We start from the raw sequence: 21,349 nt of genomic DNA, 5'->3' as shown, positions 1-21,349 counted from the left end.
CGCCGTGCCGGGAGCGGCGTCTGCGCTCAGGGCCGCTCTCCGCGCTTGGCCTGCGGCTTGGGCAGCCGCAGCCGGCGCATCTGGAGCGAGCGCATCAGGCCGTACATGACCGCGCCCCGGCGGTTGGCGTCCGGGAACTTCTCGGCGAGCCGCCCCCGCAGCCGGTACCCGCTGAAGGCGGAGTCGACGACGATCAGCACGATCACGATCAGCCACAGCAGCAGCGCGATGCTCTGGATCGAGGGCACCCGCACCACGCTGAGGACCAGGATCACGATGGCCAGCGGCAGGAAGAACTCCGCCACGTTGATCCGCGAGTCGACCCAGTCACGGGCGAACTTGCGCACCGGCCCCTTGTCCCGGGCGGGCAGGAACCGCTCGTCGCCCCCGGCGAGCGCGCGGCGCTGCCGGTCCAGGGCCTGACGGCGGTCCTCGCGCTGCCGCTTCGCGGCGTCCTTGCGGGACACGGGCGTACTGGCGACACTGCGGCGCTGGGTCTGGGCCTCACTGCGCTTCGGCGTGGGCCGACCCTTGGGGGCCTGCGGGTCGCGGGGCTGCATGGAGCCGGTCACCTGCGCCTTGTCGGCGGGTGCCTTCTCTTCCTTCGCACGGCTACGGAACACAAAACCCAAGGGTACGGGCATCACCGGCAAGGACCCCAGTCCCTCGGGGAACGATCCGGCAACGCCGGACGTCTATCGGGGTACAGAGAGGACGTCACCGGCGCTTTCCGGGCGAGTCGTGCACCCGGCGGGGCGTCACCCCGGGGATCACCTACTCCTCACGCCGGAGTGACCGGGCCGGGGCTCGTCCTTGGGGAGGAGCGCATCGCTCCCCGAACGGTGCGGTAATGGTGGCAGGGCCCGTACTGTGGGTTCTGTCGCAGGATCGGTGAGCTGGAGTCCGTCAGAAGGGGGCGCGCGAAGCCCATGAGCGGTGTCATGAAGCGTATGGGGATGATCTTCCGCGCGAAGGCGAACAAGGCCCTTGACCGGGCCGAGGACCCGCGCGAGACCCTCGACTACTCGTACCAGAAGCAGCTGGAGCTGCTCCAGAAGGTGCGGCGCGGGGTCGCCGACGTGGCGACCAGCCGCAAGCGCCTGGAGCTCCAGCTCAACCAGTTGCAGCAGCAGTCCGGGAAGCTCGAGGACCAGGGCCGCAAGGCTCTCGCGCTCGGCCGGGAGGACCTCGCCCGCGAGGCACTGTCCCGCCGCTCCGCGCTCCAGCAGCAGGTCACGGATCTGGAGACGCAGCACGCCACCCTCCAGGGCGAGGAGGAGAAGCTGACCCTCGCGGCCCAGCGCCTCCAGGCCAAGGTGGACGCCTTCCGTACGAAGAAGGAGACCATCAAGGCCACCTACACCGCCGCCCAGGCGCAGACCCGCATCGGGGAGGCGTTCTCCGGCATCTCCGAGGAGATGGGCGACGTGGGCATGGCGATCCAGCGCGCCGAGGACAAGACGGCCCAGCTCCAGGCGCGGGCCGGCGCGATCGACGAGCTGCTCGCCTCCGGCGCGCTGGACGACCAGTCCGGCATGGCCAAGGACGACATCCAGGCCGAGCTGGACCGCCTCTCCGGCGGTTCGGACGTGGAGCTGGAACTCCAGCGGATGAAGGCCGAGCTGGCCGGGGGCCCCTCGGCCCAGCAGCAGGCCATCGAGGGCGGTGCGGGCGGTCAGCAGGCTCAGCAGCAGCCGCAGGACACCCCCCGCTTCGACAAGCAGTAGTCCGCCGCCGGGACCCGTGCCGAGGAGGCCGTGGTGATCGTACGGATCATGGGTGAGGGCCAGGTGAAGGTGGACGACTCCCGCTTCCCTGAGCTGAACGAGCTGGACGACGAACTGCTCGCCGAGGTCGAGGGCGGTGACGAGGAGGGCTTCCGGCGCACCCTGCACGCGCTGCTGGAAGCCGTCCGGAAGCTGGGCACCCCGCTCCCGGACGACTCCCTGGAGCCCTCCGAGCTGATCCTGCCCGCCCCGGACGCCACCGTGGACGAGGTCCGGGAGATGCTCAGCGACGACGGGCTGATCCCGGGCTGACCGGCCCGGGGTCGCGGTCAGCCCAGGGTGAAGAAGGTCGAGCGGGACTTCTGCCACTCCGGGTGGGAGAGGTCCTTCGCCTCGGTGCCGTCGCCGTAGAGGTCGGCGCTGCCGTCGTCGGTGATCAGCTGGACCCGGCCGCCGGACACGTCCAGGTCGGGCACCGACACCACGGACTCCCAGCCGCCCGCGTCCGCCGTGGGCAGGTCCAGCACCTTCACCGGCTGGTGCCCGGCCACGCCGTCCCAGCGGTACAGGGCGTAGGGCGCGCTGTTGTCCTCGGCCGCCCAGGACCCGGCGACGATCAGGTACTGCCCCTTGTCGTTCCGGCGCAGGTCACGCACCGAGAGCCCGCCGAGGTCCAGCTCGACCGGGGTGCCGAAGGCCGCCTTCGTGCCCCGGACCACCTGGTCCATGTTGGTCACCGGCACGATCAGCGCCTTCCCGCCATTGGCCGGCGGCACCAGCGGGGCGCGGAAGCCGACGTAGGCGGTGGTGGTGGAGCCGGGCGCGAACTCCAGGCCCTCCACGTTGAAGCCGTCCACCTGCTTGGGGGTCTGGCCGTCGGCGGTGGCGGCCGCGAAGCCGTACCGGTTGCCGTTGGCCTTGTCCCAGGCCACCAGGTCGTCGCGCAGCTTGTGCCCGGCGCTGCCGAAGGCCACCGAAGTGCCGGCGCCGGAGCCGGAGAGGGTGGTGGTGAAGACCGTGTTGCGGTCCGCCTTGTAGACGCCGTCCTTGTTGTTGCCGAGCGAGCCGGTCCAGTACACGGTGTTCCCGACCCGGGCGCCGCCCTCGATGTCGACCTCCTTGGAGGCACCCAGCGCGGAGGACAGGTCCCAGCTCCGTACCGGGGCGCCCGAGGCCGAACCGTCGTACAGGCGCAGGGTGTTGTCCTCGTCGTTGGCCACCAGGACGTAGCCGTCCCCCGCGTCCACGGCGGCGGAGGCGTCCGAGGCGCCGGTGAGGTAGCGGGCGTCGGCCGAGCGCTGGACGGCGGGGGAGGCCGCGTAGTGCAGGGTCGTGGTGGCGGACTTGCCGTCGGCGCCGGTCACCTTCAGCGTGAGGTCGGCGTATCCCTGGGCGCGGGCGGTCACCGCGACCGTACGGCTGCCGCCGGTGCCGGTGACCCGGACGTCCCCGGTGCCCGCCACCGTGCTCCGGCTGCTCTTGGACGCCGTCACCGTCAGCCCCGACGCGTCCGCGCCGCTCTGCGCGACGGTCACGGTGACCACCGGGTCGCCGGTCGCGCCGACCGCGCCGGAGAGGTAGGCGGCCGACAGCTTGATCGTGGGGGTGCCGGTGGACGCCGCGTGCACCGTGGTGGCCGGGCCGAGCACCGCCAGCAGGGCGACGGCGGTGGCGGTGGGGAGGAGACGGGAGAGGGGAGGGCGCACGGTCACTGCCTTTCGACGACGACGCATCCGGTCCGGGCGGCCCGCATGCCGGTGAGAAGGCTCGGGCCGCCCGGCCAACGGCAGGCGTCCACCACGGGTATCCCCGGCGAACACCGCCCGACACCTGACGTGCCGTTCTCCGCGCTTCCCTGTCGTCCCTTACCCGGACTTTCCCGGCGACCCGTACTGTTCACCGGGTGAGCACTCTCCGACGCGCCCGGTACCAGTTCAAGGCGCACCCCCTCACACTCGACGCGGTCATCGCGGCCGCCGTCCTGCTGTGCATGATCAGCAGCGCCTTCGCCGCCCCGGACGGCGACCACGGTGTGGACTGGGGCGCCCGCCCGCCCAACACGCTGAGCCTGCTGCTGATGGTGCTGGCCGCCGCCGCCCTCGTCCTGCGCCGCCGCTCCGCGCTCGCCGTACTGGCCGCCACCGGCACCTTCGCGCTGATCGAGTGCGTCACCGGCGATCCGCGCGCCCCCGTGGCGATGGCCGCCGTCATCGCCCTTTACACCGTCGCCTCCACCACCGACCGGGCCACCACCTGGCGGGTCGGACTGCTCACCATGACCGTGCTGACGGTGGCCGCCATGGCCGCCGGACCGCTGCCCTGGTACGCGCAGGAGAACATCGCGCTGGTCGCCTGGACCGGCATCGGCGCCACCGCGGGCGACGCCGTCCGCAGCCACCGCGCCTACGTGCGGGCCATCCGCGAGCGTGCCGAACGCGCCGAACGCACCCGTGAGGAGGAGGCCCGGCGCCGGGTCGCCGAGGAACGGCTGCGCATCGCCCGCGAACTGCACGACGTGGTCGCCCACCACATCGCCCTGGTCAACGTGCAGGCCGGCGTCGTCGCCCACGTCATGGACCGGCGCCCCGACCAGGCCAAGGAGGCCCTCGCCCACGTCCGCGAGGCCAGCCGCTCCGCGCTGGACGAACTGCGCGCCACGGTCGGCCTGCTCCGCCAGTCCGACGACCCCGCCGCGCCCACCGAACCCGCCTCGGGGCTCGGCCGCCTCGACGAACTCGCCGGCACCTTCCGCAACGCCGGACTGCCGGTCCAGGTGGCCCGCGCCGACCAGGACACCGAACTCCCCGCCGCCGTCGACCTGGCCGCCTACCGGATCGTCCAGGAAGCCCTCACCAACGCCCAGAAGCACGCCGGCACCGGCGCCAAGGCCGAGGTCAGCGTCGTACGGGTCGGACCGAACATCGAGGTCAGCGTGCTGGACGACGGCGCCGGGGCGTCGGCCGAGACCGGCACCGGCGGCGGGCACGGGCTGCTCGGCATGCGCGAGCGGGTCACCGCGCTCGGCGGCACCCTCACCACCGGACCCCGCTACGGCGGCGGCTTCCGCGTCCATGCCATCCTGCCGGTCCAGACCCGTGCCGGGGCCGAGAGGAAGCCCGTATGACCATCCGTGTCCTGCTCGCCGACGACCAGGCGCTGCTGCGCAGCGCGTTCCGGGTGCTGGTCGACTCCGAGCCCGGCATGGCCGTGGTGGGCGAGGCGTCCGACGGCGCCGAGGCGGTCCGGCTGGCCAAGGAGTGCGCCGCCGACGTCGTCCTGATGGACATCAGGATGCCCGGCACCGACGGCCTCGCCGCCACCCGCATGATCGGCGCCGACCCGGCCCTGGCCCACGTCCGCGTGGTCATCCTGACCACCTTCGAGGTCGACGACTACGTGGTACGGGCGCTGCGCGCGGGCGCCTCCGGGTTCCTCGGCAAGGGCAGCGAGCCGGAGGAACTGCTCGCCGCGATCCGCCTCGCCGCGAGCGGCGAGGCGCTGCTGTCCCCGGCCGCCACCAAGGGCCTGATCGCCCGCTTCCTCGCCCAGTCCGACGCCCCCGCCCCCGACCCGGCCAGGCTGGCCAGGCTCGACGCGCTCACCGTCCGGGAGCGCGAGGTGCTCGTGCTGGTGGCCGGCGGGCACTCCAACGACGAGATCGCCGAGCGTCTGGAGGTCAGCCCGCTCACCGTGAAGACGCACGTCAACCGGGCCATGGCCAAGCTGGGCGCCCGCGACCGGGCCCAGCTCGTCGTCATCGCCTACGAGTCGGGGCTGGTCCGCCCGAGGTCGGACTGACCCGCCGCCGCGCTACTGCGCGGGGAGTACCGGCCCGCCAGGGAAATGGACCAGGGGCCTACGGGTCGGGCCCCGGCGATGGACCAGGGTGTGAGGTGGGCGCACAGACGCGTCCCGCCGCAGCTTCTGCCGCTCACAGAAGAGAGACCCTGTCCCATGTCCTGGCTGTCCCGTTTCAGCCTCGCGCAACGGGCCCTGATCGGCCTGATGTCGCTCATCGCGCTGGTCTTCGGCCTGATCGCGATACCCCAGATCAAGCAGCAACTGCTGCCCACCATCGACCTGCCCATGGTCTCGGTGATCGCCCCCTACCAGGGCGCCTCGCCCGACGTGGTGGAGAAGCAGGTCATCGAGCCGATCGAGGACAGCCTCCAGGGCGTCGACGGCGTCACCTCGGTCACCTCCACCGCCAGCGAGGGCAACGCCGTGATCATGGCGTCCTTCGACTACGGCAACGACACCAAGCGGCTCGTGACCGACGTCCAGCAGGCCGTCAACCGCGCCCGCGCCCAGCTCCCGGACACCGTCGACCCCCAGGTCGTCTCCGGCTCCACCGACGACATGCCGACCGTGGTGCTCGCCGCGTCCTCCGGCACCGACCAGCAGGCGCTGGCCGACAAGCTGGACCGTACGGTGGTCCCGGCGCTCAAGGACATCGACGGTGTCGGCCGGGTCCAGGTCATGGGCGTGCGCGACCTCCAGGTCGCCGTCACCCCGGACGACGCCAAGCTCGCCAAGGCGGGTCTCAGCCCGGCCGCGCTCATCCCGGCGCTCCAGGCGGGCGGCGCGTCCGTCCCGGCCGGCTCCTTCGACGAGAACGGCGCCAACCGCACCGTCCAGGTCGGTGGCGGCTTCACCTCGCTGGACCAGATCAAGGACCTGCGCGTCGCGGGCCGGGGCGGGGCCAAGCCCGTACGCCTGGCCGACGTGGCGACCGTCGCGGAGCGGCCGGCCCCGGCCGACTCGCTGACCCGTACGGACGGCAGGCCCAGCCTCGCGGTCAACGTCACCATGGACCACGACGGCAGCGCGGTCGCCATCTCCGACGCGGTCCAGGACCAGCTCCCGAAGCTCCGGGCCGACCTCGGCAAGGACGCGAAGCTCACGGTCGTCAGCGACCAGGGGCCCGAGGTGTCCAAGGCCATCGACGGCCTGACCACCGAGGGCGCGCTCGGCCTGCTGTTCGCCGTGCTGATCATCCTGGTCTTCCTGGCCTCGGTCCGCTCCACGCTGGTCACCGCCGTCTCCATCCCGCTCTCCGTGGTGCTGGCGCTGCTGGTGCTGTGGACGCGCGGTCTGTCGCTGAACATGCTCACGCTGGGCGCGCTGACCATCGCCATCGGCCGGGTCGTGGACGACTCGATCGTGGTGCTGGAGAACATCAAGCGGCACCTCGGCTACGGCGAGGAGCGCAAGGAGGCCATCCTCGGCGCCGTCCGCGAGGTGGCCGGCGCGGTCACCTCCTCCACCCTCACCACGGTCGCCGTCTTCCTGCCGATCGGCCTGGTCGGCGGCATGGTGGGCGCCCTGTTCGGCTCCTTCAGCATCACCGTGACGGCCGCCCTGCTGGCCTCGCTGCTGGTGTCGCTGACCGTGGTGCCGGTGCTGTCCTACTGGTTCCTGCGCGCCCCCAAGGGCACCCCTGAGGACGCCGAGGAGGCCCGCCGCCGGGCCGAGGAGAAGGAGGCGAACAGCCGCCTCCAGCGCCTCTACGTGCCCGTACTGCGGTTCGCCACCCGGCGCCGGGTGGTCAGCCTGCTGATCGCGGTCGTCGTGCTGTTCGGCACCTTCGGGATGGCCGGCCTGCTGAAGACCAACTTCTTCGACCAGGGCGACCAGCAGGTCCTCACCGTCAAGCAGAAGCTGAAGCCCGGCACCAGCCTCGCCGCGACCGACGCGCAGGCCCGGCGGGTGGAGAAGGTGCTCGGCGGGATCGACGGCATCAAGGACTACCAGGTCACCGTCGGCTCGTCCGGCTTCATGGCCGCCTTCGGCGGCGGCACCGACACCAACCAGGCGTCGTACCAGATCATGCTGAAGGACTCCGGCTCCGCCGCCGACGTGCAGCGGCAGCTGGAGGACGGGCTGAAGAAGCTGGACGGCGCGGGCACGACCACCGTCTCGGCGGGCGCGGCCTTCGGCAACCAGGACCTCAGCGTCGTGGTCAAGGCCGCCGACCCCGCGACCCTCCGGACGGCGGCCGAGAAGGTGCGCTCCACCGTGGCCGGCCTGGACGACGTCACCGACGTCACCAGCGACCTCGCGCAGAGCGTGCCGCGGATCTCGGTACGCGCCAACGCCGAGGCGGCCGCGGCCGGGTTCGACGACCAGAAGCTCGGCGCGGCGGTCGCGCAGTCGGTGCGCGGCGTCCCGGCGGGCAAGGCGGTCCTGGACGACACCGAGCGCGACGTCGTCGTACGCTCCGCCCACCCGGCCGCCACCCTGGCCCAGCTCAAGGGCCTGCGGCTCGGCGCGGTGAAGCTCGGTGACATCGCCACCGTGAAGCTGGTCGACGGGCCGGTGTCGATGACCCGGATCGACGGTCAGCGCGCGGCGACCGTCACGGCCAAGCCGACCGGGGACAACACCGGCGCGGTCAGCGCCCAGCTCCAGTCGAAGATCAAGGACCTGAAGCTCCCGGCGGGCGCCACGGCCGAGATCGGCGGGGTCTCCTCCGACCAGGACGACGCCTTCAAGAACCTGGGTCTGGCCATGCTGGCGGCCATCGCCATCGTGTTCATGCTGCTGGTGGCGACGTTCCGCTCGCTGGTCCAGCCGCTGATCCTGCTGGTCTCCATCCCGTTCGCGGCGACCGGCGCGATCGGCCTGCTCATCCTCACCGGCACCCCGATGGGTGTCCCGGCGATGATCGGCATGCTGATGCTCATCGGCATCGTGGTGACCAACGCGATCGTGCTGATCGACCTGATCAACCAGTACCGCTCGCAGGGGTACGGGGTCGTGGAAGCCGTCGTGGAGGGCGGCCGCCACCGGCTCCGCCCGATCCTCATGACCGCCCTGGCGACGATCTTCGCCCTCCTCCCGATGGCCCTCGGTGTCACCGGCGAGGGCGGCTTCATCGCCCAGCCCCTCGCGGTCGTGGTGATCGGCGGCCTGATCACGTCGACCCTCCTGACCCTCCTCCTCGTCCCCACCCTCTACACACTGGTGGAACTGCGAAAGGAACGCCGAGCGGCCAAGAAGGCGGCGAAGCGGGAGCCGGAGCAGGAACCGGCCAACTCGGACGAGCCGGAGACGGCCGGAGTCTGACCGCCACCGCACGGGCAGAGGCCCGTCGGACACCCCTCAAGGTGTCCGACGGGCCTCCGTCGTACGCAGGTGCCGTTACGGCAGCGCCAGCATCCGTTCCAGGGCCAGCTTGGCGAATGCCTCCGTCTCGGGGTCCACCTCGATGCGGTTGACCAGGGTGCCCTCGGCGAGGGACTCCAGGGTCCAGACGAGGTGGGGGAGGTCGATGCGGTTCATGGTGGAGCAGAAGCAGACCGTCTTGTCGAGGAAGACGATCTCCTTGCCCTCGGGCGCGAACCGGTTCGCCAGCCGCCGCACGAGGTTCAGCTCGGTGCCGATGGCCCACTTGGAGCCGGCCGGAGCCGCCTCCAGCGTCTTGATGATGTACTCCGTCGAGCCGACGTAGTCCGCCGCGGCCACGACCTCGTGCCGGCACTCGGGGTGCACCAGGACGTTGACGCCCGGCACCCGCTCCCGCACGTCCTCGACCGACTCCAGGCTGAAGCGCCCGTGCACGGAGCAGTGCCCGCGCCACAGGATCATCTTCGCGTCCCGGAGCTGCTCGGCGGTGAGCCCGCCGTTCGGCTTGTGCGGGTTGTAGAGGACGCAGTCCTCCAGGGACATCCCCATGTCCCGGACGGCGGTGTTGCGCCCGAGGTGCTGGTCGGGCAGGAACAGCACCTTCTCGCCCTGCTGGAACGCCCACTCCAGCGCCCGCTCGGCGTTGGAGGAGGTGCAGATGGTGCCACCGTGCTTGCCGGTGAACGCCTTGATGTCCGCGGAGGAGTTCATGTACGACACCGGCACGACCTGCTCGGCGACGCCCGCCTCGGTCAGTACGTCCCAGCACTCCGCGACCTGCTCGGCCGTGGCCATGTCGGCCATCGAGCAGCCGGCCGCGAGGTCCGGCAGGACGACCTTCTGGTCGTCGGTGGTGAGGATGTCCGCCGACTCGGCCATGAAGTGCACACCGCAGAACACGATGTACTCGGCGTCCGGGCGGGCGGCCGCGTCACGGGCCAGCTTGAAGGAGTCACCGGTGACGTCCGCGAACTGGATGACCTCGTCCCGCTGGTAGTGGTGGCCGAGGACGAAGACCTTGCTGCCGAGCTTCTCCTTGGCCGCGCGGGCACGCGCCACGAGATCCGGGTCGGACGGGTCGGGCAGGTCGCCGGGGCATTCGACGCCCCGCTCGCTCCTCGGGTCGGCCCCGCGGCCGAGCAGCAGCAGGGCGAGCGGAGACGGCTGTACGTCGAGCTGCGGGGTCTGGGCGGTGGTCACGGCACCTACCCTTTCTACTTTTCGTCTAACTGACGTTATCTATGATAACCGCTTCACGTCACTTTGACGATGGCGATAGCGTCCATGTGACGTGAATCCCGGCCTCTCCGGCACCGGCCCGCTGCCCCCTCTTCCGCCCGTGTGCGAGCATGAAGAGAGAGCGAAACGCGGCCAGACGGTCCGCCCGGCCCGGAATGAATCGGCCGGCGCGCCGGTTGCACTGGTCGGAAAGCAGTCTCCGTACAACTTGGGAGAGATGTAGATGTCCGTATCGGACGAGACCAGCACCGTCACCGACGGCATCATCGTGACCGACGCCGCCGCGTCCAAGGTCAAGGCGCTGCTCGACCAGGAAGGCCGGGACGACCTCGCCCTGCGGGTCGCCGTCCAGCCCGGCGGCTGCTCCGGTCTGCGCTACCAGCTCTTCTTCGACGAGCGCTCGCTCGACGGCGACGTCGTGAAGGACTTCGACGGTGTCAAGGTCGTCACCGACCGCATGAGCGCCCCGTACCTGGGCGGCGCCACCATCGACTTCGTGGACACGATCGAGAAGCAGGGCTTCACGATCGACAACCCGAACGCCACCGGCTCCTGCGCCTGCGGCGACTCCTTCAGCTAAAGCCGGCCCCACAGCCGCGACACGACGGCGGCGGCCCCTCCTGGTGAGGGGCCGCCGTCGTCGTCGTCGTGCGGAGGTGTCAGTGCGGCAGCAGGCTCTGCTCCGCCTTCGGCACCCGGCCGCCGTCGCCGCCGACCACCGCGCGGCCGGCGAGCGGGGCGTCCAGCGAGACGGTCCGGGCGTACTCCTTGCCCAGCGCGACGCAGTTGCCCGGCCGGCGCTTCTCGGCGACCGTGACCGTCACCCGGCCCGCGCTCTCCCGGGCAAAGGCGCGGTACTCGGCACACACCCCGCCCATGAAGCGCACGGTCAGCTCCCGGCCCTCGGCGCGGTACCCCTGCACCGTCACCCCGTGCTCCTTCGGCGCCACGGAAGAAGAGGGGGCGGGGGAAGTGGGGGAGGCGATGTACTTCGGGTCGACCGCCGGGTGCGCCACCGTGAAGCCGCCCCGGGCCGTCGAGCCGCGCACCTCGAACAGCCAGGACGGTACGAGGGCCTGGCGGCCGTCCACCGACTGCGCGGCCAGCCCGAACACCGCCTTCTCGACCGTCACCGCGTCACCCTTCGGCGCGGCGGGGGAGCCGGTGGCGGCGCCGCACGGCTGCTCCAGCCGGTCCTTCAGCGGCACCGGGCTCGCACACCCGCCGATGCCCATCCGGTGCTCCGGCGCGGGCCGCTCGTTCATCAGCTTCACCGTGTCGGCCGCGCCCAGCACGGGGTACGTGTCGCCCTTGGTGAGCCGCGCGAGCATGCCGTGGCCGCCGACGATCGCGCCCTTCTCGTCCACGGTCAGGCCGGTCGCCCAGCCGTAGGTGGGCAGGCCGTCCACCAACGGGTCGGCGTTCACCACCCGCCGGCCGCCCATGACCTGGCTCGCGTCGAGCTTCGCGTCGTCCTGTCCGAGCGCCTTCAGCACCGGCCGAGCCACCCGCTCGGCCTCCGCCGTGCCGACCGGCTCGTCCGCCGGGGCGGCCGGGTCCTGCGAACAGACGGTGATCTTGCGGCAGTTGTCGGTACCGGGCGCGTAGCGGGCGTAGGACCAGTCGGCGCCGGTGACCCGCAGCACGGGCCCGCCCTCCCGCTCTCCGGCCCGCCAGCCGTTCCCGTCGGCCACGGGGGTACCTTCGATCCCCAACGCCTCGGCCAGCCGGGCGACTTCGGCCTTGCCGGCCTTGTCGCCCGCGAGCTGGACGGGGGCGGAGCCGGGGCCGTCGGGGAGGTCGCCCTTGACGACGTAATGGACGTCGCCGCTCGGGTCGGGCTCACCGACGGCGATGCCGGGCGTGCCGCTGCCGGTGGCACTGTCCAGGGCGAGCGGTGGCGGAGCACCGTTGCTTCCGGCCGCCTTCTCATCGGCCCCGGCCCCGGCACCGGACGCCAGCCAGGCACCTCCGCCACCGACGAGCAGGACAGCGGCGGCGACGGAGGCGATGATCGCGGCGGTACGGGGGCGTCCGGCAGGCGCGGGAGGGGTCTCCTCACCCGCCTCGGGGTCGGCAGCTTCGACAGTCTCCGAGGTGGTGGCGGGTTCCTCCGCCGATGCCGATGCCGATGCCGATGCCGATGCCGACGCTGACTCCGGCTTCGACTCCGGCTCGGCTTCCGGCCGGTCCTCGTTCTCGGGTCGCTCCGTGGTCACCGCATCGCTCCTCGCTGCTCGTGCCCCGCGTCTCCCGCGCGGGGGACGGCGGTGGGACGTGCGAGGGGAGCGCGCGGTTCCCTTCCGCGCGCCCGGCGGAGAACCCCGGCGGACCGCCGGAGGCGGCCTCAGTCCCCGTACTCGGACATCCCGTCCACCAGCCGAGCGGAGCGACTCGGCACTCGGACCCCGTGGATCAGCGAGGGCGGGACCGGGCGGGTGGCCGGGTGCTCGGGCGGGGCCCAGTGCGGGGCCATACGGGCACAGTCGCCGCGCAGCGCGGGGAGGTCCACTTCGAGGTCGTCGGGCCTGAGGTTCGTCATGAGCGCACCGTAAGCACGGCGGGGCCGGTGAAGAAAGATCTACTATCGGGTAGTTTTCCCCGCTTCAGCGGTTGCCCGATTACGGGTAGCGTGAACTGTCAGCTCCCCCTCCCGCCAGGAGAACGCCTGCCGTGCGCATCGCAGTCACCGGCTCCATCGCCACCGACCACCTCATGACCTTCCCCGGCCGCTTCGCCGACCAGTTCGTAGCGGACCAACTGCACACGGTCTCGCTCTCCTTCCTCGTCGACAACCTGGACGTGCGCCGGGGCGGCGTGGGCGCCAACATCGCCTTCGGCATGGGCCAGCTGGGCACCCGCCCGGTCCTCGTCGGCGCGGCCGGCTTCGACTTCGACGAGTACCGCTCGTGGCTCGACCGCCACGGCGTGGACACCGAGTCGGTCCGTATCTCGGAGACCCTGCACACCGCCCGCTTCGTGTGCACCACCGACTCCGACCACAACCAGATCGGCTCCTTCTACACCGGCGCCATGAGCGAGGCCCGGCTGATCGAGCTGAAGACGGTCGCGGACCGCGTCGGCGGCCTGGACCTCGTGCTGATCGGCGCGGACGACCCGGAGGGCATGCTCCGGCACACCGAGGAGTGCCGCTCCCGGTCCATCCCGTTCGCCGCGGACTTCTCCCAGCAGATCGCCCGTATGGAGGGCGAGGAGATCCGGATACTGCTGGACGGCGCGACCTACCTGTTCTCCAACGAGTACGAGAAGGGGCTCATCGAGTCCAAGACCGGCTGGAGCGACGAGCAGATCCTCGCGAAGGTCGGGCACCGGGTGACGACGCTCGGCGCGCGGGGTGTACGGATCGAGCGGGTCGGTGAGGACCCGATCGAGGTCGGGTGCCCGGATGAGGAGCGCAAGGCCGATCCCACGGGTGTCGGCGACGCCTTCCGCGCCGGGTTCCTCTCCGGGCTTGCCTGGGGGGTCTCGCTGGAGCGGGCGGCGCAGGTCGGCTGCATGCTGGCGACTCTCGTCATCGAGACGGTGGGTACGCAGGAGTACCAGCTTCGGCGGGCGCACTTCATGGACCGGTTCACCAAGGCGTACGGCGAGGATGCGGCCGCCGAGGTTCGTGAGTACCTGAGCTGACTCCCAGCCTGACGGGTCCGTGGTTCGCTGCGGGCCCGTTGTGGCTGGTCGCGCCCACGCGGCGGGGCCGCAAATTCAGTACAGCCCCGCGCCCCTCATTTCCGCGAGCCCTTCTTGTCAGCTCACCCGGCGGACGATGTAGGCACTGCCCCGCTCCGCCTTCTCCTCACCCACGTACTCCTGGCCCCGCATCTCGCACCACGCCGGGATGTCCAGGCGGGCCGCCTCGTCGTCGGAGAGGACGCGGACCGTGCCGCCCAGCGGGACCTCTCCGAACACCTTGGCCAGTTCGATCACCGGGATCGGGCAGCGTTTGCCGAGGGAGTCGACGACCAGTTCCGCCGCGCGTTGTTCCACCTGGGGCTCCGGAGCGCCGAGCTGCGAGCGGACCCCCGCCACCACGCCGGGCAGCACCTCCAGGAAACGGTCGACCTCCTCCGACGCCACGCCCAGCGGCAGCGACACGCGGACGTTGCCCTCGCTCAGTACGCCCATCGCCTTGAGCACATGGCTCGGGGTCAGGGTGCCGCTGGTGCAGGAGGAGCCGGAGGACACGGAGAAGCCGGCCCGGTCCAGCTCGGTCAGCAGCACCTCGCCGTCGACGTACAGGCAGGAGAAGGTGACGATCCCCGGCAGCCGCCGCTCCGGATCGCCCACCACCTCCACCTCCGGCACCAGCTGCGGCACCCGCGCCCGGATCCGCTCGGTCAGCGCCCGCAGCCGTACCGCCTCCGCGTCGGCCTCGGCCCGTACCGCCCGCAGCGCGGCCACCGAGGCCACGATCGCCGGGATGTTGCCGAAGCCGGAGACGCGGCCCGACTCCCGTTCCTCGCCCGGCCCCTGGGCCGCGAAGCGGACGCCCTTGCGCACCACCAGCAGGCCCACGCCCGAGGGGCCGCCCCACTTGTGCGCGCTGGCCGTCAGCAGCGACCAGCCCTCCGGCACCGGACCCCAGCCCAGCGACTGGGCCGCGTCCACCAGCAGCGGCACCCCGGCCGCCCGGCACGCCCCGGCCACCTCGGCCACCGGCTGCACGGTGCCCACCTCGTGGTTGGCCGACTGAAGACACGCCAGCGCGGTGTCCGGCCGCAGCGCCTCCGCGTACGCCGAGGAGTCCACCGCTCCCGTCCGGCTGACGCCCACTCGGGTGACGGCACCGCCCCCGGCCTCGAACGCGTCCGCCGAATGGAGGACCGAGGAATGTTCGACCGCTGACACGATCAGGTGACGTCCGACGCGCCGCCGCCCGGCCAACGCCCCCGCCACACCGTCCTGGACGGCCCGCGTCCCGGACGACGTGAACACCACCTCGTCCGCCCGGCACCCCACCGCCTCGGCCGCCGCCTCCCGGGCCGCGTCCAGCAGCATCCGCGCCCGCCGCCCCTCCCGGTACAACCGCCCGGGATCGGCCCACCCCTCATCCAGCGAAGCCAACAACGCCTGCCGCGCCACAGGATGAAGCGCACCACCAGAAGCAACATCGAAGAAAGCCACAGCCCAACGTTAGAACGAGGGATGCGTGTCCTTACCCCAAGGGGCGCGGGGAACCGCGCGCTCAGCCCAAGCGGCGCCGCACAAACCCCCAAACCGGAACAACCACGGCGATTGGCCCCCCACCAACACCCCTCAGAACGACCCGACGACGCGTATGCCCCCCTCCCCGCGAACTGTCGGAGACCGTCGGCTAGGGTTTGGTCCGCATAAACATCCAAACCCCTGCCCGACGCAGGGCGGCGACCGACCAGCGAGAAGGCCGCAGCCGACCGCGCGGGCGAGACTCTCGGGAAGGCGCTACGTGAGTCCCAACGGCTCCGACCTCCCCCTTCGCCCGAAAGGCGTGGGCGGTACCCCCAAGCCGCGGCGCGCGATGCGGCGGAAGCTGCTCCAGGCACTGACCGCGGGCCTGGTCCTTGCGACCGCGACCGGTTGCACATACAAGGACTTCCCCCGCCTCGGCATGCCCACCCCGACCACGGAAGAGGCTCCCCGCATCCTCTCCCTGTGGCAGGGCTCGTGGGCGGCCGCGCTCGCTACCGGCGTGCTGGTGTGGGGCCTGATCCTGTGGAGCGCCATGTTCCACCGGCGCAGCCGCACCAAGGTCGAGGTTCCGCCGCAGACGCGGTACAACATGCCCATCGAGGCGCTGTACACGGTGGTTCCGATCATCATCGTCTCGGTGCTCTTCTACTTCACCGCGCGGGACGAATCGAAGCTCCTCAGCCTGGAGAAGAAGCCGGACGTCACGGTCAACGTGGTCGGCTTCCAGTGGAGCTGGGGCTTCAACTACATCGAGAACGTGCCGGGTTCCACCGGTGACGCCAAGAAGGACCCGAACCTCGCGGCCATCCCCACGCGGTTCCTGGACCAGTTCCCGGCCAACGCCGGCGGCGTCTACGACGTCGGTACGCCGGGTACGCGGAACCCGCAGACCGGCAACCCCGGCCCGACGCTGTGGCTGCCCAAGGGCAAGACGGTCCGCTTCGTGCTGACCTCGCGCGACGTCATCCACGACTTCTGGGTCGTGCCCTTCCTGATGAAGCAGGACGTCGTCCCCGGCCACACCAACGCCTTCCAGGTGACTCCCAACAAGGAGGGCACCTTCATGGGCAAGTGCGCCGAGCTCTGCGGCGTCGACCACTCCCGGATGCTGTTCAACGTGAAGGTCGTCTCCCCCGAGCGGTACGAGCAGCACCTCAAGGACCTCGCCAAGAAGGGGCAGACCGGTTACATTCCCGCCGGCATCGCGCAGACGAGCCACGAGAAGAACCGGGAGACGAACAACCTGTGAGCATCCTCAATGAACCCCAGGGTGCCGGCGCGACCGAGGACTCGAACGACAACGAGTTGTTGATCCGGCGCAAGCAGCCCGGCAACGTCGTGATCAAGTGGCTGACGACCACTGACCACAAGACGATCGGCACGCTGTACCTGGCGACGTCGTTCGCGTTCTTCCTCATCGGTGGCGTGATGGCGCTGCTCATGCGTGCCGAGCTGGCGCGTCCGGGCATGCAGATCATCTCCAACGAGCAGTTCAACCAGGCGTTCACGATGCACGGCACCGTGATGCTGCTGATGTTCGCCACCCCGCTGTTCGCCGGTTTCGCGAACTGGATCATGCCGCTGCAGATCGGCGCGCCCGATGTGGCGTTCCCGCGGCTGAACATGTTCGCCTACTGGCTCTACCTGTTCGGCTCGACCATCGCCGTGGGTGGCTTCCTCACCCCGCAGGGCGCGGCCGACTTCGGCTGGTTCGCCTACTCCCCGCTCTCGGACGCGGTCCGGTCCCCGGGTATCGGCGCCGACATGTGGATCATGGGTCTGGCCTTCTCCGGCTTCGGCACGATCCTCGGCTCGGTCAACTTCATCACCACCATCATCTGCATGCGCGCTCCGGGCATGACGATGTTCCGCATGCCGATCTTCGTGTGGAACGTGCTGCTGACCGGTGTGCTGGTCCTGCTGGCCTTCCCGGTGCTGGCCGCCGCGCTGTTCGCCCTGGAGGCGGACCGCAAGTTCGGTGCGCATGTGTTCGACGCCGCCAATGGCGGGGCCCTGCTGTGGCAACACCTCTTCTGGTTCTTCGGCCATCCAGAGGTGTACATCATCGCGCTGCCGTTCTTCGGCATCATCTCCGAGATCATCCCGGTGTTCTCGCGCAAGCCGATGTTCGGCTACATGGGCCTCATCGCGGCCACGATCGGCATCGCCGGTCTGTCCGTGACCGTGTGGGCGCACCACATGTACGTCACCGGCGGTGTGCTGCTGCCGTTCTTCTCCTTCATGACGTTCCTCATCGCGGTCCCGACCGGGGTGAAGTTCTTCAACTGGATCGGCACGATGTGGAAGGGCTCGCTGTCCTTCGAGACACCGATGCTCTGGACGACCGGCTTCCTGATCACCTTCGTCTTCGGTGGTCTGACCGGTGTCATCCTGGCCTCGCCGCCGATGGACTTCCACGTCTCGGACTCGTACTTCGTGGTGGCGCACTTCCACTACGTGGTGTTCGGCACCGTGGTGTTCGCGATGTTCGCCGGCTTCCACTTCTGGTGGCCGAAGTTCACCGGCAAGATGCTGGACGAGCGGCTCGGCAAGATCACCTTCTGGACGCTGTTCATCGGCTTCCACGGCACCTTCCTGGTCCAGCACTGGCTGGGCGCCGAGGGCATGCCGCGCCGGTACGCCGACTACCTGGCGGCCGACGGGTTCACCGCGCTGAACACGGTCTCCACGATCGCCTCGTTCCTGCTCGGCCTGTCGATCCTGCCGTTCCTCTACAACGTGTGGAAGACCGCCAAGTACGGCAAGCCCGTCGAGGTGGACGACCCGTGGGGCTACGGCCGCTCGCTGGAGTGGGCGACCTCCTGCCCGCCGCCGCGCCACAACTTCCTCACCCTGCCGCGGATTCGCAGCGAATCCCCGGCGTTCGACCTGCACCACCCCGAGATCGCCGCGCTGGAGCAGCTTGAGCACGCCGGTCACGGCGCCGCCATCGCGGGTAGCAAGGAGGCCGGCAAGTGAAGATCCAGGGCCGGATGTTCATCTGGCTGAGCGCCTTCGTCCTGATCATGGCCGTCGTGTACGGCGTGTGGTCGAAGGAGCCGGCCGGCACCACGGCGCTCTTCCTGGCCTTCGGCCTGTGCATCATGATCGGCTTCTACCTGGGCTTCACCGCCCGGCGGGTCGACGCGGGCGCGCAGGACGACAAGGAGGCCGACGTCGCGGACGGCGCGGGCGAGCTGGGCTTCTTCAGCCCGCACAGCTGGCAGCCGCTGTCCCTGGCGGTCGGCGGCGCGCTGGCCTTCCTCGGCATCGCGGTCGGCTGGTGGCTGCTGTACTTCGCGGCACCCCTGATCGCCATCGGCCTCTTCGGCTGGGTGTTCGAGTACTACCGCGGTGAGAACCGCACCCAGTAACACCCCCGGCGCCACGGCGCAGGGCACGGCGGGAGCCCGGACACTCCATCAGGAGGGTCCGGGCTTCCGCCTTTGCCACAGGCCGTTTGCCGCAGTGTCCGTCCCTCATACGGGTTACGTGCCGAGCCAGTGGAGTCTTCATCTCATAGCGTGATCATATGAATCACACTGCGCGGACCCGCACCGTGGTCAGCTCCGCCATGCTGGTCGCCGCCCTCGGCGCGGGCGTCACCGGCTGCGGCTCGGACGGCAATGCACTGTCGTCCACGCCGTACGACGCGGCCGACCAGATCGTCTTCAACGCGCCCACCGGCAAGGCGAAGCAGGCCGATCCGGACAAGCCCCTGGAGGTCACCCTCAAGAGTGGCGAGGGCCGGATCACCGACGTCACCGCCACGGACGCCACAGGGCGCTATGTGGCGGGCGAACTCGCCGCCGACGGCGGGCGCTGGCACAGCACCTCCCCGCTGGCCGCCAACGCCCATTACACGGTCCGCGTGAGCACCGAGGACGACGACGGCGCCCCCGGCCGCAAGGTCCTGGACTTCGACACCACCAAGACGGTGAGCAAGAAGACCCTGGGCGTCACCTTCGGGCCCGAGGCGGGGGAGTACGGCGTCGGACAGCCCGTCGTCGCCAACCTCGACCAGCCCGTCAAGGACAAGGCCCAGCGTGCCGTGGTGGAGAGCGGGCTGCGGGTGGACTCCGTACCGGCCGTGCAGGGTTCCTGGTACTGGGTCAGCGACAAGGAGCTCCACTACCGGCCCAAGGAGTACTGGCCCGCCCACGCCACCGTCCAGGTGCACAGCAATCTCGACGGGATCAAGATCACCGACCAGCTGCGCGGTGGCAAGAGCAAAGACCTGAAGATCACCATCGGGGACAAGGTGGAGGCCATCACCGACGCCGCCACCCACCAGCTCACGTTCTACAAGAACGGTGAGGTGATCAACACCATCCCGGTCACCACCGGCAAGCCCGGCTTCGAGACCCGGAACGGCGTCAAGGTGGTCCTGGAGAAGCAGTACTTCGTACGGATGCGCGGCACCACCGTCGGCATCGCCGAGGGCAGCTCCGACTCGTACGACCTGCCGGTGTACTACGCCACCCGCGTCACCTGGTCGGGTGAGTACGTGCACGCCGCGCCCTGGTCGGTGGGCTCCCAGGGCTACGCCAACGTCAGCCACGGCTGCACCGGCATGAGCACCGGGAACGCCGAGTGGTTCTTCGACCACGTCCGGGCCGGCGACGTCGTCAAGGTCGTCAACTCCGGCGGCCACGCCATGGAGGACTTCGGCAACGGCTTCGGCGACTGGAACCTGGACTGGAAGAAGTGGGGCACCGGCAGCGCCCTGAGCGGGGCCGCCCAGAACGGTTCGGCGCCCAGGGACTCCGTACGCCTGCGCCCCGCCGCCGCATGACGCTCCGGGGTGCGGGAGCCGGACGGGTCCCCGCACCCCCTCAGCGGGCCGTTCTAGGCGTTCTGGAGGCGCTTGCGGCGCAGCAGGGAGGCCAGGGTCTCCGCGAACTCCATCGGGTCGACCGGCAGCGTGACCGCCGCGTCGGCCCGGCTCCAGGTCGCCAGCCAGGCGTCCTGGGGACGGCCCATCAGCAGCAACACCGGGGGCGCGCCGAAGACTTCGTCCTTGATCTGGCGGCACACGCCCATGCCGCCCATGGGCACCGCCTCGCCGTCCAGCACACAGACGTCGATGCCGCCCCGGTCCACCTCACGCACCACGGCCTCGGGCGTGGCGCATTCGACGAACTCCACCAGCGGCACGTCCGGAGCCGGCCGCCGGCCGGTGGCGAGCCGTACCTGTTCACGGGTGTTGGAGTCGTCGCTGTACACCAGCACAGTGGCGGTCGGCTGCATGCTTCCTCCGGGACGTCGGCGTCTTACGGACGGGCCATCGTGGGCCGGATGCTACTCCCTGGGACAGCACGTCAACACCGGTACGACAGGCGAAGACACTCCGAACGGCACCCCCGGAGTGAGGGCGAGATAAGCGACCGACATAATGTCGGTCGTGGCGACAGCAACGACAGTAGATACCGGGCACGCGCACCCGTCGGTCAACCGGCCGAACCTCACCAGCGTCGGAACCATCATTTGGCTGAGTTCCGAGCTGATGTTCTTCGCGGCCCTCTTCGCGATGTACTTCACCGCTCGATCGGTGACCGGACTGGATCACTGGAAGGAGATGGCGCACGCGCTGAATGTGCCCTTCTCCGCGACGAACACCACGATCCTGGTGCTCTCCTCCCTGACCTGCCAGCTCGGCGTGTTCGCCGCCGAGCGCGGGGACGTGAAGAAGCTCCGCGGATGGTTCATCGTCACCTTCGTGATGGGTGCGATCTTCATCGGCGGACAGATCTTCGAGTACACGGAACTGGTGAAGAAGGACGGCATCTCGCTGTCCTCCGACGTCTACGGCTCCGTGTTCTACCTGACCACCGGCTTCCACGGCCTGCACGTGACGGGCGGACTCATCGCCTTCCTGCTGGTCCTCGGCCGCACCTACGCGGCCAAGAGGTTCACTCACGAGCAGGCGACCGCCGCCATCGTCGTGTCCTACTACTGGCACTTCGTCGATGTGGTCTGGATCGGCCTCTTCGCCACGATCTACTTGATCAAGTAGCGGGCACCACCCGCACATCCAGAAGCACCGACGCAGAAGATCCTGACACCGG

At 70.4% G+C, this 21,349-nt stretch carries 19 protein-coding genes; 12 read left to right on the top strand and 7 right to left on the bottom strand.

Going from position 1 to position 21,349, the window contains the following annotated elements:
* Window positions 1-26: 26 nt before the first annotated feature.
* Entirely contained in the window at window positions 27-623 is a 597-nt protein-coding gene (locus tag D0Z67_RS07660; protein WP_031179880.1) for a DUF3043 domain-containing protein, read from the bottom strand.
* A gap of 306 nt (window positions 624-929) precedes the next feature.
* On the opposite strand from D0Z67_RS07660, the gene D0Z67_RS07655 reads away from it, so the two are divergent.
* Both D0Z67_RS07655 and pspAA read left to right on the top strand, forming a co-directional pair.
* Entirely contained in the window at window positions 930-1,727 is a 798-nt protein-coding gene (locus tag D0Z67_RS07655) for a PspA/IM30 family protein (RefSeq protein ID WP_078873082.1), read from the top strand.
* A 33-nt stretch (window positions 1,728-1,760) separates the two neighbouring features.
* On the top strand, window positions 1,761-2,039 hold the full coding sequence (gene pspAA / locus D0Z67_RS07650) for a PspA-associated protein PspAA (RefSeq protein WP_031179882.1): 279 nt from the start codon (window positions 1,761-1,763) through the stop codon (window positions 2,037-2,039).
* Window positions 2,040-2,056: 17 nt separating this feature from the next.
* On the opposite strand, the gene D0Z67_RS07645 is transcribed toward pspAA, so the two are convergent.
* Window positions 2,057-3,460, bottom strand: a complete 1,404-nt coding sequence (locus D0Z67_RS07645; protein ID WP_107059522.1) for a DUF3616 domain-containing protein — start codon at window positions 3,458-3,460, stop codon at window positions 2,057-2,059.
* A gap of 170 nt (window positions 3,461-3,630) precedes the next feature.
* On the opposite strand from D0Z67_RS07645, the gene D0Z67_RS07640 reads away from it, so the two are divergent.
* The 3 genes from D0Z67_RS07640 to D0Z67_RS07630 all read left to right on the top strand — a co-directional run bounded on the left by D0Z67_RS07640 (window position 3,631) and on the right by D0Z67_RS07630 (window position 8,795).
* Window positions 3,631-4,851, top strand: a complete 1,221-nt coding sequence (locus D0Z67_RS07640; RefSeq protein WP_031179884.1) for a sensor histidine kinase — start codon at window positions 3,631-3,633, stop codon at window positions 4,849-4,851.
* Window positions 4,848-5,525: a response regulator gene (locus D0Z67_RS07635; RefSeq protein WP_031179885.1), complete on the top strand. Its 678-nt coding sequence runs from the start codon at window positions 4,848-4,850 to the stop codon at window positions 5,523-5,525. Before D0Z67_RS07640 ends, D0Z67_RS07635 begins: the two co-directional genes overlap by 4 nt.
* Before the next feature lie 156 nt (window positions 5,526-5,681).
* Window positions 5,682-8,795 (top strand): efflux RND transporter permease subunit, encoded by a 3,114-nt coding sequence (locus D0Z67_RS07630; protein ID WP_031179886.1) that lies wholly within the window; start codon window positions 5,682-5,684, stop codon window positions 8,793-8,795.
* A gap of 75 nt (window positions 8,796-8,870) precedes the next feature.
* Here D0Z67_RS07630 and nadA read toward each other — a convergent pair whose 3' ends face one another.
* The gene (nadA, locus tag D0Z67_RS07625) at window positions 8,871-10,055 is read right to left on the bottom strand and encodes a quinolinate synthase NadA (RefSeq protein ID WP_031179887.1); all 1,185 of its coding nucleotides are present in this window, start codon (window positions 10,053-10,055) and stop codon (window positions 8,871-8,873) included.
* A gap of 262 nt (window positions 10,056-10,317) precedes the next feature.
* On the opposite strand from nadA, the gene erpA reads away from it, so the two are divergent.
* The gene (erpA, locus tag D0Z67_RS07615; protein WP_031179888.1) at window positions 10,318-10,674 is read left to right on the top strand and encodes an iron-sulfur cluster insertion protein ErpA; all 357 of its coding nucleotides are present in this window, start codon (window positions 10,318-10,320) and stop codon (window positions 10,672-10,674) included.
* A gap of 79 nt (window positions 10,675-10,753) precedes the next feature.
* Here erpA and D0Z67_RS07610 read toward each other — a convergent pair whose 3' ends face one another.
* Entirely contained in the window at window positions 10,754-12,313 is a 1,560-nt protein-coding gene (locus D0Z67_RS07610) for a hypothetical protein (RefSeq protein WP_037774463.1), read from the bottom strand.
* A 128-nt stretch (window positions 12,314-12,441) separates the two neighbouring features.
* On the bottom strand, window positions 12,442-12,636 hold the full coding sequence (locus D0Z67_RS07605) for a hypothetical protein (RefSeq protein WP_031179890.1): 195 nt from the start codon (window positions 12,634-12,636) through the stop codon (window positions 12,442-12,444).
* Between the two features lie 131 nt (window positions 12,637-12,767).
* Between D0Z67_RS07605 and D0Z67_RS07600 the strand changes: the two genes are divergently transcribed.
* A complete protein-coding gene (locus tag D0Z67_RS07600) occupies window positions 12,768-13,742 on the top strand; it encodes a carbohydrate kinase family protein (protein ID WP_031179891.1) in 975 nt (324 codons plus the stop codon).
* 117 nt (window positions 13,743-13,859) lie between these two features.
* Here D0Z67_RS07600 and D0Z67_RS07595 read toward each other — a convergent pair whose 3' ends face one another.
* Window positions 13,860-15,236 carry a cysteine desulfurase/sulfurtransferase TusA family protein gene (locus tag D0Z67_RS07595; RefSeq protein WP_031179892.1) on the bottom strand — a complete coding sequence of 459 codons (1,377 nt, stop codon included), beginning with the start codon at window positions 15,234-15,236 and terminating at the stop codon, window positions 13,860-13,862.
* Window positions 15,237-15,537: 301 nt separating this feature from the next.
* Between D0Z67_RS07595 and ctaC the strand changes: the two genes are divergently transcribed.
* The 4 genes from ctaC (at window position 15,538) to D0Z67_RS07575 (ending at window position 20,076) form a co-directional block, all read left to right on the top strand.
* A complete protein-coding gene (ctaC, locus tag D0Z67_RS07590) occupies window positions 15,538-16,530 on the top strand; it encodes an aa3-type cytochrome oxidase subunit II (RefSeq protein ID WP_382849768.1) in 993 nt (330 codons plus the stop codon).
* On the top strand, window positions 16,527-18,260 hold the full coding sequence (gene ctaD, locus D0Z67_RS07585) for an aa3-type cytochrome oxidase subunit I (RefSeq protein ID WP_086690041.1): 1,734 nt from the start codon (window positions 16,527-16,529) through the stop codon (window positions 18,258-18,260). Before ctaC ends, ctaD begins: the two co-directional genes overlap by 4 nt.
* Window positions 18,257-18,655 carry a cytochrome c oxidase subunit 4 gene (locus D0Z67_RS07580; protein WP_031179894.1) on the top strand — a complete coding sequence of 133 codons (399 nt, stop codon included), beginning with the start codon at window positions 18,257-18,259 and terminating at the stop codon, window positions 18,653-18,655. Before ctaD ends, D0Z67_RS07580 begins: the two co-directional genes overlap by 4 nt.
* Before the next feature lie 158 nt (window positions 18,656-18,813).
* Window positions 18,814-20,076, top strand: coding sequence for a L,D-transpeptidase (locus D0Z67_RS07575; protein ID WP_031179895.1), 1,263 nt, complete (start codon window positions 18,814-18,816; stop codon window positions 20,074-20,076).
* 53 nt (window positions 20,077-20,129) lie between these two features.
* Here D0Z67_RS07575 and D0Z67_RS07570 read toward each other — a convergent pair whose 3' ends face one another.
* Complete coding sequence (locus tag D0Z67_RS07570; protein WP_031179896.1) at window positions 20,130-20,531, bottom strand: response regulator; 402 nt, start codon at window positions 20,529-20,531, stop codon at window positions 20,130-20,132.
* A gap of 145 nt (window positions 20,532-20,676) precedes the next feature.
* Here D0Z67_RS07570 and ctaE point away from each other — a divergent pair, with 145 nt between their 5' ends.
* Window positions 20,677-21,297 (top strand): aa3-type cytochrome oxidase subunit III, encoded by a 621-nt coding sequence (gene ctaE / locus D0Z67_RS07565; protein ID WP_030810341.1) that lies wholly within the window; start codon window positions 20,677-20,679, stop codon window positions 21,295-21,297.
* Window positions 21,298-21,349: the final 52 nt, after the last annotated feature.

The sequence above is a fragment of the Streptomyces seoulensis genome (assembly GCF_004328625.1).
Classification (GTDB): Bacteria; Actinomycetota; Actinomycetes; order Streptomycetales; family Streptomycetaceae; genus Streptomyces; species Streptomyces seoulensis.
Note: the sequence above shows the minus strand (reverse complement) of the source record. Positions and strands in the feature narration are given on the sequence as shown.